Annotated in this window: 15 protein-coding genes; 3 read left to right on the forward strand and 12 right to left on the reverse strand. The window is 34.8% G+C overall.

What is annotated here, in order from left to right; genetic code table 11:
* Positions 1–9: 9 nt before the first annotated feature.
* The 4 genes from DAY19_RS08030 to DAY19_RS08045 all read right to left on the reverse strand — a co-directional run bounded on the left by DAY19_RS08030 (position 10) and on the right by DAY19_RS08045 (position 2395).
* Positions 10–444 (reverse strand): hypothetical protein, encoded by a 435-nt coding sequence (locus tag DAY19_RS08030; RefSeq protein WP_133296918.1) that lies wholly within the window; start codon positions 442–444, stop codon positions 10–12.
* A gap of 229 nt (positions 445–673) precedes the next feature.
* Positions 674–1204: a hypothetical protein gene (locus DAY19_RS08035; protein ID WP_115361187.1), complete on the reverse strand. Its 531-nt coding sequence runs from the start codon at positions 1202–1204 to the stop codon at positions 674–676.
* A 122-nt stretch (positions 1205–1326) separates the two neighbouring features.
* Complete coding sequence (locus tag DAY19_RS08040; protein WP_115361189.1) at positions 1327–2037, reverse strand: cyclase family protein; 711 nt, start codon at positions 2035–2037, stop codon at positions 1327–1329.
* 16 nt (positions 2038–2053) lie between these two features.
* Positions 2054–2395 carry a MerR family transcriptional regulator gene (locus DAY19_RS08045; protein ID WP_115361191.1) on the reverse strand — a complete coding sequence of 114 codons (342 nt, stop codon included), beginning with the start codon at positions 2393–2395 and terminating at the stop codon, positions 2054–2056.
* Between the two features lie 78 nt (positions 2396–2473).
* Between DAY19_RS08045 and DAY19_RS08050 the strand changes: the two genes are divergently transcribed.
* Complete coding sequence (locus DAY19_RS08050) at positions 2474–3313, forward strand: MBL fold metallo-hydrolase (protein ID WP_115361193.1); 840 nt, start codon at positions 2474–2476, stop codon at positions 3311–3313.
* Here DAY19_RS08050 and DAY19_RS08055 read toward each other — a convergent pair.
* Together DAY19_RS08055 and DAY19_RS08060 are read right to left on the reverse strand one after the other, a co-directional pair.
* On the reverse strand, positions 3310–4623 hold the full coding sequence (locus tag DAY19_RS08055) for a M23 family metallopeptidase (RefSeq protein WP_158536841.1): 1314 nt from the start codon (positions 4621–4623) through the stop codon (positions 3310–3312). The two genes, DAY19_RS08050 and DAY19_RS08055, sit on opposite strands and share 4 nt — an antisense overlap.
* 67 nt (positions 4624–4690) lie before the next feature.
* The gene (locus DAY19_RS08060) at positions 4691–5194 is read right to left on the reverse strand and encodes a GrpB family protein (protein WP_158536842.1); all 504 of its coding nucleotides are present in this window, start codon (positions 5192–5194) and stop codon (positions 4691–4693) included.
* Positions 5195–5375: 181 nt separating this feature from the next.
* Between DAY19_RS08060 and DAY19_RS08065 the strand changes: the two genes are divergently transcribed.
* Entirely contained in the window at positions 5376–7415 is a 2040-nt protein-coding gene (locus DAY19_RS08065) for a TonB-dependent receptor (protein WP_115361198.1), read from the forward strand.
* 25 nt (positions 7416–7440) lie between these two features.
* Here DAY19_RS08065 and DAY19_RS08070 read toward each other — a convergent pair whose 3' ends face one another.
* The gene (locus tag DAY19_RS08070; RefSeq protein WP_115361200.1) at positions 7441–8418 is read right to left on the reverse strand and encodes a type II secretion system protein; all 978 of its coding nucleotides are present in this window, start codon (positions 8416–8418) and stop codon (positions 7441–7443) included.
* 254 nt (positions 8419–8672) lie between these two features.
* Between DAY19_RS08070 and DAY19_RS08075 the strand changes: the two genes are divergently transcribed.
* Positions 8673–10421: a PLP-dependent aminotransferase family protein gene (locus DAY19_RS08075; protein ID WP_115361202.1), complete on the forward strand. Its 1749-nt coding sequence runs from the start codon at positions 8673–8675 to the stop codon at positions 10419–10421.
* Positions 10422–10429: 8 nt separating this feature from the next.
* On the opposite strand, the gene mnhG is transcribed toward DAY19_RS08075, so the two are convergent.
* The 5 genes from mnhG to DAY19_RS08100 are packed head-to-tail and all read right to left on the reverse strand — an operon-like array spanning position 10430 to position 13112.
* The gene (gene mnhG, locus DAY19_RS08080; protein ID WP_115361204.1) at positions 10430–10726 is read right to left on the reverse strand and encodes a monovalent cation/H(+) antiporter subunit G; all 297 of its coding nucleotides are present in this window, start codon (positions 10724–10726) and stop codon (positions 10430–10432) included.
* Positions 10723–10992, reverse strand: a complete 270-nt coding sequence (locus tag DAY19_RS08085; RefSeq protein WP_115361206.1) for a monovalent cation/H+ antiporter complex subunit F — start codon at positions 10990–10992, stop codon at positions 10723–10725. The genes mnhG and DAY19_RS08085 overlap by 4 nt, the downstream gene beginning before the upstream one ends.
* On the reverse strand, positions 10989–11312 hold the full coding sequence (locus DAY19_RS08090; RefSeq protein WP_115361208.1) for a Na+/H+ antiporter subunit E: 324 nt from the start codon (positions 11310–11312) through the stop codon (positions 10989–10991). Before DAY19_RS08090 ends, DAY19_RS08085 begins: the two co-directional genes overlap by 4 nt.
* A 10-nt stretch (positions 11313–11322) precedes the next feature.
* Positions 11323–12795 carry a complex I subunit 5 family protein gene (locus tag DAY19_RS08095; RefSeq protein ID WP_115361210.1) on the reverse strand — a complete coding sequence of 491 codons (1473 nt, stop codon included), beginning with the start codon at positions 12793–12795 and terminating at the stop codon, positions 11323–11325.
* The gene (locus DAY19_RS08100) at positions 12795–13112 is read right to left on the reverse strand and encodes an NADH-quinone oxidoreductase subunit K (protein WP_115361212.1); all 318 of its coding nucleotides are present in this window, start codon (positions 13110–13112) and stop codon (positions 12795–12797) included. The genes DAY19_RS08095 and DAY19_RS08100 overlap by 1 nt, the downstream gene beginning before the upstream one ends.

Raw genomic sequence — 13112 nt, forward strand, 5'->3', positions numbered from 1 at the left:
AAATATTTATTATTCTTGAACTAAATTATTACATTCTATTAAAGTTTTTTGTTTCCAAGTAAATAGGCCCTTCTTTTGACCATCTATTTTAACCTCTGTTGGGTTTCCATCAGTATCTAAAGAAATATCAACACGTCCTCTTGTCACAGCATGACCATTTCTATGACCATTACAAGAAATCATAATGCCTGTCCCAAGAGATCCATCAAGATAATTAATTTCAGTCTTATCATCTGCACAATAAACAAAGTCAGCAAGTTGATAATCATTAGTAAAACCAACAACTTGTTGTTGATCACCCTTAGATAGATATAAAATAACTCCATTTCTTCTTTGTTCTTTTTCAACTACACATCCCTCACTATTTGAGAAGATCGTAGTTTCTGCATATGTCGTAAATTGTGAAAGAAAGATAACTGATACTATTAGTAATTTTTGCTTCATATAAATCTCCATTTGTTTACTCTTTGTATCATGATTATTTTTGGCCTTAAATCGTAAATTAAAGATCGTATAAAACTTACAATACAAATTTTATTGTACAAAAGTATACACTTCACTCAGTGTTAAATATTCCCTATCTCCACAAAGTAAATGTGAAGTAGGGATATATAGTCAATTACGTGAAAGTATTAAGAAGTATTTGAATAAGTAGCTAAGTGCCTAGAATTACCTAGCAGCCTTCGAACTTTCCTCTTAGGCATTGTAGTTGCAGATCATATTTTTTTGAGCACATAATTAATGCTTTTGCTTTAGCTGATTCTTTATCTTTTGCAACACCAGTGAAGCTTTGGCGAAAAACATTTAAAGTACATGTTGTATCTTGATTCATATTTTTAATAATATGATCTTTTGTCATTAATTCTTCCTCTAGTTTTTTTATCTCTTGAGTAAGATTAATTTTTGTATTTCTAATGACTTGATCTTTTCTCTTAAGTTTGTGTTTTAAGGATTCGATCTCTAGGCTTAAATCCACATTCGTATTTTTAACTTGTAATTCAAGTTCTTCAAGTAGCTTAAGAGCATATTGATTTCTATCTTCTAATTTCTCTAAAGTTTTCTTTCTAGAGCCAAAGCTTTTTCCATCTTCAATGATTTCGGTATTTTCTTCTAGATGAATTAATATATCCTCGAATAAACGACTATCATTTGCAAAAGTATAAGAACTAGCAATAAAAGATATTAATAATATTATTGATTTCATACCGCCCCTAATTTAGTTATATCTGACAAAATAATATCTATGGATACAATAAATAATTGAGTCAGTACACCGATTTCTACTTCAACAAAGCGCAGACAACACGACGCAGCACTAAGGATTCATTAATTGATAAAAGACGACAGATCATTTTTATCAAAAAGTACTGCTGTAACAGGAGATTCAGAAGAGCCTTCCATATTAAGTGGAAAACAGTTAATGAAATACTCTCCTTCTGGAACCTCATTTAAGTTAATATTTTCGAGAATTAACGCATTCTTAAAGATTTCATTATGAATTGGCCTCTCACTTGAGCCTGGCATAAAATCGGATGATTTCCATGAGGTACCAAAGAGATTAAAGCTCTCAAAGCTTGTTAAATATCTTGCGGCCTCGTGTGAAAGAGTTAATACATGTTTTGGCTCATGAAAACCAAATTCATTCTCCTGTACATTTTCAACCGAAATTAAAACCTTACTAATTCTTTTATGGCCTTTTAATTTTTCTCTAATCTCTTCTTCTTGAATGACCTTTTGCTTAAGCCCATCACCTAATTCCTTCCAACCTTCATTTTTAAACTTTATAACAATACAAGGGCCAAAGAAGTGATTAGGGTTATTTTTAAAAAAGAAGTCCGTAGACTTTCCTTCTTTCTGTGTATGTTTTGGTGTTTCAATATGAGTTAAACTATGGGGCCTTAAGATATGTGCATCATAATGCACTGGAGGAAGTTTACCCTCTTCAATTTTATATAAATTTTCTTTTTCATAAGCGACTCCCTCAAGCCACTCACCTTTTGAGTTAAGCTTAATCGATGGAGAGATTATATATGGCATAAGTATTTCCTCTTTTTTAAAGTGGGCAGTTTGAGTCCAGAAGATTTCTAATATTCTTTTGAAACTTCCTAATGACCTTGATTTGATTATCGAGTTCAAGCATCTTATCTTCAAGTTGCTTTCTCAACTTTCCATTAGGATTATTGGTGGCCAAAACTTTTGCAACAGTCTTTATCTCATTAAGAGATAAGCCTAAATCCTTGGCCTGTGAGATTAAATTCAATAATTCCACTGCCTCAATTGGGTACTCCCGATAACCATTATCACCACGTCTAGGAACAAGTAGCTCCATCTTTTCATAATAACGAATGGCAGAAGCTGCGACACCTGTCTTTTTTGATAATTCACCAATTTTCATAAGCTAACCTTTCATCTTGACCTTAAAGTATAGTTTAAGGTTTATACTAGTGTAAATCATCTTACAAAAGGAATACAAGTGAAACTATTAATTACAATTTTCCTCATGATTAATCTCTATGCAAACGAAGAATATCCACGCTTTTCAATAATAAAGACAGGAACCGCAAAGTCCCTTGAAGGACTTATCTATGAAGAAGGAAGCCTATTTAAAACAATGATGGTAAATCATGCAGGATTTCTTATTCAACATCAAGGAAAGACAATTCTATTTGAAACTGGGCTTGGAGAAGAGGTCGACTATCAATTCAAAAATGATATGTCTTGGTGGGCCAAGCCTCTTTTTGCTTATAAGAAAGAGCAGTCTATAAAAAAACAACTTAATAATAAATACACTATTGAAAGTATTATTCTCTCCCATGCTCATTGGGATCATGCGAGTGGACTTCGAGATTTTCCAAATGCAAAAGTAATTATTAGTAAAGAAGAAGAGCATGAAGTAAAACACCCCGTTGCAAATAGAACCTTTCCCACTCAATTTAAAGACGTCAAAACACAAAGTTTTCAATGGAAAGAAGAGTCCTATTTAAACTTTAAAAAGCATTATGACTATTTTGGTGATGGAACTTTAATCTTTGTTCCTCTATTTGGTCATACACATGGCTCACTTGGACTTATACTAAACTCTAAGGATAAGAAGTATTTCTTTGTTGGTGATGCAATTTGGACGACGAGGCAGCTAAGGCCAATACAAAATAAAGCCGCAATATCATCAATTCTCGTTGATACAGATAAAGAATTAACTCGAAAAAAGATCGATGAGATAAAGAAGATGCAAGACAGAGGCTTTATCATTATCCCTACTCATGATTACTACTTACATAATAAACTTGGTCTATTCCCTAAATGGATTGATTAGTTTTCTTCTTGAAGAAAGTCAAAGCGATCAATTGCACTAGGAAAACGCTTAATCTTATCTAAGTTAGCAACAAGATACTTTGAATCTTTACTAATTTCTAGATCAGCAATTGTTCCTTTTATCTTTTGGACTTGTGTATGAAGATTTGCCAAACGCTCACCTTTTAGCTTAGGTGTTGCAATCATTCGTTTATTTAAAGGATTCATCCATCGACCACGTCGATCTTTAAATCCAAAATGAAGATGAGGTCCTGTGACTCGACCAGTTGCTCCAACAGTACCAATTACTTGATGAGACCTAACCCAGGCACCAACTCCAACACTTCGTCGGTTGAGGTGATAGTAATAAGAAGTTGAACCGTCACGATGGCGAATTGCGATCTTATTTCCTGCATACTTATTATAAGTCGACATAATGACCTTTCCTGCGGCCACTGCATGAACTCTTTCACCAGTACGTCCCCTTAGGTCAATACCTCGATGCATTGCTCTTCTTCCAGTTACAGGATGCATTCTCCATCCATAACTTGAACGAATATGTAATCTCGGTAAAGGGTATCTTAGGCCAGCATTTATAAGGGCCTGTCCATCTGGAGTGTAATGAGCTGTATAAGTGGAACTTTTCTCTTTATCTTCATAGAAATAAGCATCATGGCTGCCGGCCTTGATTCCACTATAAGATGTAAAGAGAACTTTTGTTTGAACAGTTTTTTTATCGTGTTTTCTTTCACTTAAAAGAACTTTATAACGATCTCCTGCTCGAGCGTGCATTCTAAAGTTCACTTTGCATAGAAGAACATTTACCACTTCATTTACAACTGATCTTTCAAGACCTAATGCAAGAAGATCATCTTGTAGAGTTGATCCTGTTTTAAGCTGTCCCTCAATCATTCGAGGTTGCCAATATGTTTCCAACTCCTCTAATGAATAATCCCATTTTCCAGAATTTTCATTAAGAGTTACGACATGTGTTTCATATTCATTTTGAGAAAAAGAAAATTTAATAAGATTATTAAATTCATCATAGGTTGCTTCGAGACGATCACCCACTTTAAGCTTTGAAAACTCAACTTCATCTCTTAGCTGATTGATTAATTTCAAGGCCTGCTTATTATCGATATCAATACTTTTTAAGGCCAGATATAGTCCCTGTCCTCTTTTAACCTCACCTTTTTTAACAATATTTGCATGGCGAAGTGGACTTGCAATCATCATTTCTGATGATGCCTCAACACGCCCAATTACATGTTGGGTTTGGTTACAGCCATAGAGACTACTCAATAAAATTAAACTAATAAATAATTTCGACATCTTACCTCTAAGCATAGCAAACTTATCGGAAAAGACCAAAATTTCTTGATTACAAATACAATGAAAATTAGCGAATCTTTGAAAGGACGGCCTCAATAAATCTTTGTTTCATACCCTCATAAAGAGCGAGGTCATTAGAGTGATTTTCCACGAGATTAAGCTTAGCATTCTTATACTCAGTGGCAATCATAGGCTCAGCATTAAGATAGTCTCTAAAGTCTAGAATATCATTAATCCTTTCATCACCTTTCTTTAAAATCTTAACATTTGTTAGAACGCGATCACCTTCTGGAGCCTTTCGCTCAAATACAAATTGCTGAGATTCATTGGAAACTAAAGAGAAGCCATGGGCCATAAATTCATTACGGAATAATTCAATCCCATCAAGGGTATGAACAACACACAGAATATCTAAAGTAGGACGGGCCAAAACATTAGGCATCGCAGTTGATCCTATATGCTCACAACCAATGAAGTTATTTCTTAAAAGTTTTGCAAGAGCAGCCTCTTCCTTTGCAAAAACCTTCAACCAAAAATCATCATACGCTACTAACTCTATTGTCTTATCCATGGCCAAACCTAACACTTTGCTTACAACTTTGGCCATGAATGATTTGCATATTCAAAATCAATATTGTATTCATTAGAAAATTTACACAAGGGAGCTACACCAAAATGTGGCTGAGAATAACGGGATATGGCCGTAAAACCTTCTAACTTGATCCAGGTAATGCTGGCGTAAGGAGACACAGATGAGACTACTGTTCGTAGTGCTATTTTCACTAATCACAACTGCCCAAACAAAGAATGATGCCATCTACATTTATGGAACACTTATAGAAAAAGACTATTATAGCGATAGTAATAGTACTTCTGTTCGTCAAGCTAAGGACATACAGAAGTCTTTAAGTACAGATATGAGTGAAGCCTTCAAGATAATACCAAATCTAAATACAGCAAATGGAAGTTCTCGTTCAAGCTTTTTCCAAATTCGAGGAATTGGGGAAAGATCTGCGTATGAAGCAATTTCCAATTATTCAGTGGGAGTAATGGTAGACGAAGTCGACTACACAGGAATATCTGGTGTTACTAATCTTAATGGTTTATCACAAATTGAAGTATTTCGTGGGCCTCAGGCAACAGACTTTGGACCTTCTGCAATGGCCGGGATGATTCATTTAAAATCTCAAGACCCAACATCAATCTCTAAGACTAAAACCTATCTATCATATGAGTCGTTTAATACCTTTGAAGAAGCATTAAGTTACACCGGTATGCTTTCTACAAATACAGGGATGTCCATCTCCTTTAATAAAAGAGATAGTGATGGCTTTATGAAAAATGAGTATCTCAATCGCACAGATACAAATGGACAAGATGAACTTGCTTTAAGAGCAAGCCTTAGACATGATTTCTATGACTCGACTTTAACCCTCGGGCTTCATTATTTCGATAAGAATAATGGCTACGATGCTTTTACACAGGATAATTCCTACACCACTAAATCTGATAAACCAGGAAAAGATAAGAGTGAAACTTTCTCTCAATACCTAAAATTTGAAAAAGAGTTTAATGCAAACTTAATGAGTACCACAATATTTACCCATATAAAGAACGACTCATTTTATAGCTATGATGAAGACTGGGGCAATAATCCATATTGGAATTCTCTTCCAGGTTATAATGCTGACTACGATTACAATATAAAGTTCCCAAGAAGTCGCGAAGACTTCTCGCTTGATCAACGTTTTAATATAAGTAATCAAAGTACTTTTGGCATCTATATAAAGTCATCAGATGAAGACTTTAAAGAAGTTGGATACGAAGATGGAAATGAAAGGAAGAATATTCAAGGAGATATTGGAACTGAATTAGCTTCTGTATATGCTCAAAGAATTCATGATTTAAATAAGAAGCTATCTCTTGAATACGGCCTTAGAGGAGAATTCCGAAAGGTCGATTACAAAGAAAATAATAGTGGATCAAATTCAAATATTCATACTGAAGATCTCATGTATGGTTTTAATATTTCAATCTCTAAAAAAGACCTATTGGGAGAGCTTGCTTATCTAAAGATAGCTAAAGGTTATAAGCCAGGAGGTATTAATACTCAATCAGCAGTGCCACAGAATCGTAAGGAGTTTAAGCCAGAATCTCTCTACTCTTTAGAAGTTGGACAAAAAGCCAAATTAGATGACTCCCGCATCTCACTAAGTACAACACTCTTTTTTATGTATAGAGAAGACGCACAAGTTAAGACTTCTTTTCAAGATGATCCAATGGACCCAAGCTCATTCACTTTTTATACAGATAATGCAACAAGCGGAATTAACTACGGAGCAGAACTTGAAGCAAGTTATAAACAAGAACTTGGATTCAATGCACTATGGTCAATTGGACTTTTAAACACGAGATATCGTAATTACAATATCGGAACAAGAAACCTAAATGGCCGACAAATGCCACATGCCCCAAACTATCAAATAAACCTAAATTTTGAGTATAAATTTAAGTCAGGAGCTTATATTGGAGGAAACTTCTTTGCATCCGATGACTTCTATTTTTCAAACTCACACGATTTAAAATCACGTCCATATCAATTAGTAGATGCAAAGATTGGATACAGAAATGAAAGTCTAGATATTTCTATTTGGAGCAAGAATGTATTTGACGAAAATTATTCTTTACGTGGATTCTATTTTGCGAATATGCCTCCGACTTGGCAAGATGAACTCTATACTCAAAGAGAGGCGCCACGAAGCTTTGGAATAACAGGAAGATATATATTTTAGAAGGGGCAAGTCCCCTTCTAAGTTTTTACTGACAACAAATTACAAAAACTTTCCCTTGGGTCATACGGCTATCGGGCTGTGCAACACATCTCCAACCATCACTTCCCACTGGATAGTCTTTTACAATACGATGGCCATCATACCAGCTATTACTACAACCACCACCTGTTCGAACCCATCCTTCTTCACAGTTTACAGTTTGAATAGCACAATAACCTCCACCACATGAATGAGTTGGTGGTAGATTTTTTTCAAGAACCTTACAAGTCGGAGTTCCACCAACCTTTTTCCATTGCGTCCCATCACAGAACTCCATGGCCTTATCGCTACTATTATACTTCATTGTTCCTTCAACAGAAGCATTGCAGGTTGATTGATTTCCAATTTTAATACCACCGTTAACATCAAGTTTTGTAACAGGTGAATTTGTCCCGATACCAACATTTCCTGCATTATAATAAATATCATTTGGATCTGTGGCACTTCTTGAAAAGATAGTACTCTCGCCATCACTCAATGTACGACAATCAATAATAGCATCTGAAGGGTCAACCTGTACCCATAGCTTAATCTTCTTCACAAGCTCTTCGCTATAAGTATTCTTTCCCTTATTGAATTGAATAACAAGATGGGTCTCACCAGTTGAGCCCGAGTTTACACTAACTTCACTAGCTGCTGAACTAAGTCTAATTGACTCTATCGTCACACCATTATACTTCTTATTTAAAATGTAACGGTCTTCATTAGTATCATTTCTTAATTGTGAGATAGGACCTGAATCATTAGCATTAAGACCTTGAAAACTATTCTCACAAGCAGTGGGAGTAGCTAACATTGACCTCATCTCCCCTACAATTTGATTAATTTCACTAGTTGAACTTGCTGTCTTCATGGTTTTCATGCTTGTACTGGTCATTCGCATTAATGCTAAAGCGAGGATGCCGATTAAGCCTGCCGCAACCATTATTTCAACTAAAGTAAATCCTCTATTTCTTAAACTCATAATAATCCCTATTTAAATTCATTATAACATGACTCAAGTTTCATAAAAGTCACCTAAAACGTTGAAATCACAGAACAAATAAGTAAGAAAATTAACTAAGTCCATTATAATTATGAACTATAATAATCTTAGCTAACGCAACGAATCCCACTAACCCTTTAAGATACATAAAATCTTCTTCACAAGGCCGACATATCGATATTTTTAACGTAAACTGGTCCATCAAAGTTGATATAATTTAAGGAGTCATACTCATGGATAAGACAATCAAGGATAAATTAGCGCAAATTATCGAAAATATGCCTTCAGATTGGCTACGCTTAACAACACATAGACTCGATATTTACAATGAGTCACTAGCAAAGGTTGAGTTTCTTCAAAAGCTTGAAGAGATTACAAACTTTGAAAATCAAGAGTTAGAAAGATTACCAACAGCTTACGACTATATTCGCTTAGGCCATCCTCTTTCATGTATTCTCGAATGGGCCATCGCCAAGGCATCGAATTTAAATCCAGAAAGTGTTATTTCATTCTCTTCTCAAAGCATGCCAATCCTTGCAGTACTGAGAGCAAATAAATTTTTAGGAAAGAAAACCCAAATCGTAAGTGAAAAGCCTATTTCAGAACTTTTCAGTAGTGTTTATCAATATGACTTTATTCAAACACAAGAACTTGAAAAAGACTTTGATGGTACTACTATAGTGATCAATGGTAGTGAAAAGGCCGATATAAATGTAACGCTTTTTGATAACCTCGGAAGTGTCATTTCAGTAAATGATAATAATATTGATTATATTAAAGAGATTCAACATGTAAGACGTCGAGAATCAATTGCTATGACTCCGCAAAATTGCCTAACAGCAATCAAAGGTATTTTAGGTGAAGCTGGCCGCGGCATAACAAAAACAGACACGTCAGATCTTACAAAAACAATACAAGAAATTACAAGTTCAAATACACAAGTGGCCTTTAGTAATTGTGGCCTATCAGCTCAATATGCCATCATGATGGGACAAGTCCACTTTGCTAATAATAAACACCCTGGAAAAGACATCAAGTTTATCGTTCCTCCAAATTGTTACGGAGGTACCAATGATCAAGCAAGACGTGTTGCTGCTTGTATCGACAATGTTGAAATCATTGATCTTCCTGTAGATAGTGGAAAAGATATGGTTACTGAGCTTGAGAGAATTTTAACAGATGTAGCACACGCTGATGCTGTCCCTTTTATTATTGGGGAAATTCCCACAAACCCTCGAGTTGAAATACCTGATTTAATAAAACTTCGAGAAACTTTAAAGAAGCCAAGGTTCACTAATGATGGGGCCACTGCAGTTGGCGCTGTTTTTAATCTCGACCAAACATTTTGTCCAAATGTTAAATTCTTTGGTGATCACGGCTATCTAAATGATGTAAAAGTAATTTCATATGTTAGTGGATCAAAGTTTCCAAGTGGAGGTCTTTGTACTGCAGGATATGCTGTTGCAAGTGACAGTGCTGCAGAGTATATGAGTTACGTTGAAAATCATCTACGATTATGTGACAACGAAGCAACTGATTTACAACTTCAAATTTTAACTCGTGAAATGCCTAGTATGAACGAAAGAATTGCAAAGGCATATGCCAACACTCGTGGCTTTGTAGACTATATTCAAGAGATACTACCAAAAGCAAAGATCAACTTTGTTTCACATGAATTAGCAGATGCAACTTTTACTCCCTCTGTCTTCTCTCTCGATCTACCAGCGCGCAACGAAGAGCATAAACGAGAACTAAATCACAAGTTAATCCGTATGATGATTGACGCTATTCCGGAAGAAAGCAAGCACTGTGTGAGTTATGGACAACTAAAAGGTTGTTACTGGACTGTTCCTGCCACATCAACTCAAGGAACAACTAAGGAAAGTGACAAAGACTATATTGTACGCGTATCTGTAGCAGCAGATTTTAATCTCGCAAAACACAAAGAAGTATTCAAAAGATTCGTTAAAGAGTCATACTAAGAGCGAGGCTAAGCCTCGCTTTCTCCATTACTCATTCTTTTTTTCTTCGCATACGCCAAGGCATGTGTTGCAATTGGCGTTGTAATTAATAAGAAAATAAAGAGTGTAAAGTTTGTAATTACAAAATTTAAGTCTGGAATAATTAAACTTGAACCAATCAGAACAAGAGCAGCACCAAAAGCAGACGCTTTACTAGCAGCTTGTAACTTCATATAAAAGTCTGGCATCTTAATAAATCCCACTACTGCAAGGAATACAAATATAGAGCCTAAAAAAATTAAAATTTCTCCTATAAGCTGTATCATTTATCCCCCTTACTCATTTCAGATAAGTAAAATGCAAAAACAAGTGCTGTCACAAATCCAACAATTGCTATTAACTGGGCAATATTTAAGAAGAAAGGATTTCTATTATTTGTATAAAGCATAAGAAAAAGACTAACACCGGTTACACCAATCAAGTCAAAAGCTAATACTTTAACAAGCACATCCCTTTCTTTTACAGCTTCAAAAACAAGCAATAAGCAGGTTAGAATGATAATACCAGTTGAGATCATCATTAGTATACTCATCGTAAAATCCTTAGAACTCGACTTTCAATTTGTTCTTTAAACTCTTTAATGGCATCTTCTTCATTTTCTAAAAACATCATGTGAATATATAAATATGAATTATCTGGAGCCAAATCAATAACCATTGTTCCCGGTGAGAATGTAATAAGATTTGATAGCAACGCTATTTCAAAATCAGTCTTAACCTCTAAAGGAAACTTTATTATCCCAGGTGAAGATAAGTCTTTAGGCGTAATGACGTCCTGAGCTACTCTTAATGCTCCTAAGGACAAGTCCCAAAGATAGAGTACAACGAATTGTAATATATACCATAACTTCATAAATACCCCGTTAATAACCTAGCCCTAGTTTTGCGACATCTCTTGCTAAGCGAAAAATTAGAAGAGGGTTAAAACTTATGACTAAAGTGAATAAACAAAGTAAAAAACAAGAAATATAAGATCGTATAATTGATGATCTTGAAAGAGTATCAATTGACTCTTGTTCTTCACCCCAGAAAACCCCGCTCCATATCTTGACCATACTATAGAGAGTAAAAAAGCTCCCTATGATCATTGGTAAAATTATCCATACGAGCCTACTTTCCACAGCGATCTTAAATAGTCCTAACTTTGCCCAGAAACCAGAAAATGGTGGGATTCCAATTAGACTCGCCGCTGGAATCATAAAGAGAATTGATATCAATGGAGATGCTTTAAAGAGTCCTCCTAGTTTTGATATTTTCTCTGATGCAGCAAAATTCTTTACCAATCCAGAAACAAAAAAGAGATTTGTCTTAACTATAATATGGTGAAAAATGTAAAAAAGAGCACAGGCCAATGCGAGATTCTTAATTGCAATATTAGGATGAATACTGAAACTCACACCTACACCTATAAAACCGACCTGGCTTATAATATGATAACTTAAAATTTCTCTTAATTTATTTTGAACAACTGCGCACCATACCCCAATCAAAAGAGTAAGAATTGATAAAATAAGAATGATCCAAAATAATTGTAAATCTGCAGGAAAGACCTGGCCAAAGATTCTCATCATTGCATATAGCCCAAGCTTAGTAAGCAGACCGGCCAACACGCCACTTAAACCAGGTGATAACTTCGGGTAACTCTCCGGTAACCAGAAAAATAGAGGAAAAAAAGCAGACTTAATAGCAAATGCTCCAAATAGGGAGATCGCAAGAGATCGTACTAATCCAGGATCATTAGTATATAAAAGTGATAGTCTTTCGTTTAGAACCTGAAAGTCTAAAGTTTTAGTAAACTTATAAATGAAAGCGATAGAAATAAGAAAGATCAGACCACTTAAGAAATTAAGAATAATATACTTAAAACCACTTTTAAGTCTCTTCGTATTCCCATCAAGAACGACGAGAACATAGCTACTCATTAAAGTAATTTCAAACCATACAAATAAGTTAAAAAGATCTCTAGTAAGAAATGCACCAGTTAATCCTAAAAAAAGAGTATTATAAAGAAAGTGATAGACCTTATTTCTTTCTACTGTCACACCAGGATAAGCATATAATGCACCAGTGAAATAGATGGCCCCAATTACAAAAATCATCACTCCAGAAAAGAGATCATAACTAAGACTGATACCTATTCCACTCTCCCAACTACCAGCAACAAATGTAGAAGACTCTTGAAAAGAGAAGAGAAAGTATCCTGCTAATGCGAAATAAATTAATGAGAATATATTAGTAAATATAGTTCGTAATTTATCTGATCTTTTAAATAAAAGAGATAATGATGCCGAGATCATTGGTAACATTAATAATATAATAAAAATATTATCTATCATTATTGTGCCTCCTCTTCTTTGCGAACATCATTAATTTTCTTTACTACAGAGATCACAAAACAAAGAGTTGCAAATGAAATAACGATTGCTGTTAAGACAAGTGCTTGAGTCAATGGATCAGCAAAACGTACAGTAGAGAATGCCTCCCCTTCACCGTTAAAAGGATAGCCATGGGCCAAAACATTACCGATAGAAAATATAATAAGGTTTGCACCATTTCCTAAAGTAATAATAGCAAAGATACAATTTACCCATGTATTCTTTAACAAGAAAAGTAAACCTACTACAATGAATATACAACCAACTATAAATGTCAT

The sequence above is a fragment of the Halobacteriovorax vibrionivorans genome, from assembly GCF_003346865.1.
Lineage (GTDB): Bacteria > Bdellovibrionota > Bacteriovoracia > Bacteriovoracales > Bacteriovoracaceae > Halobacteriovorax_A > Halobacteriovorax_A vibrionivorans.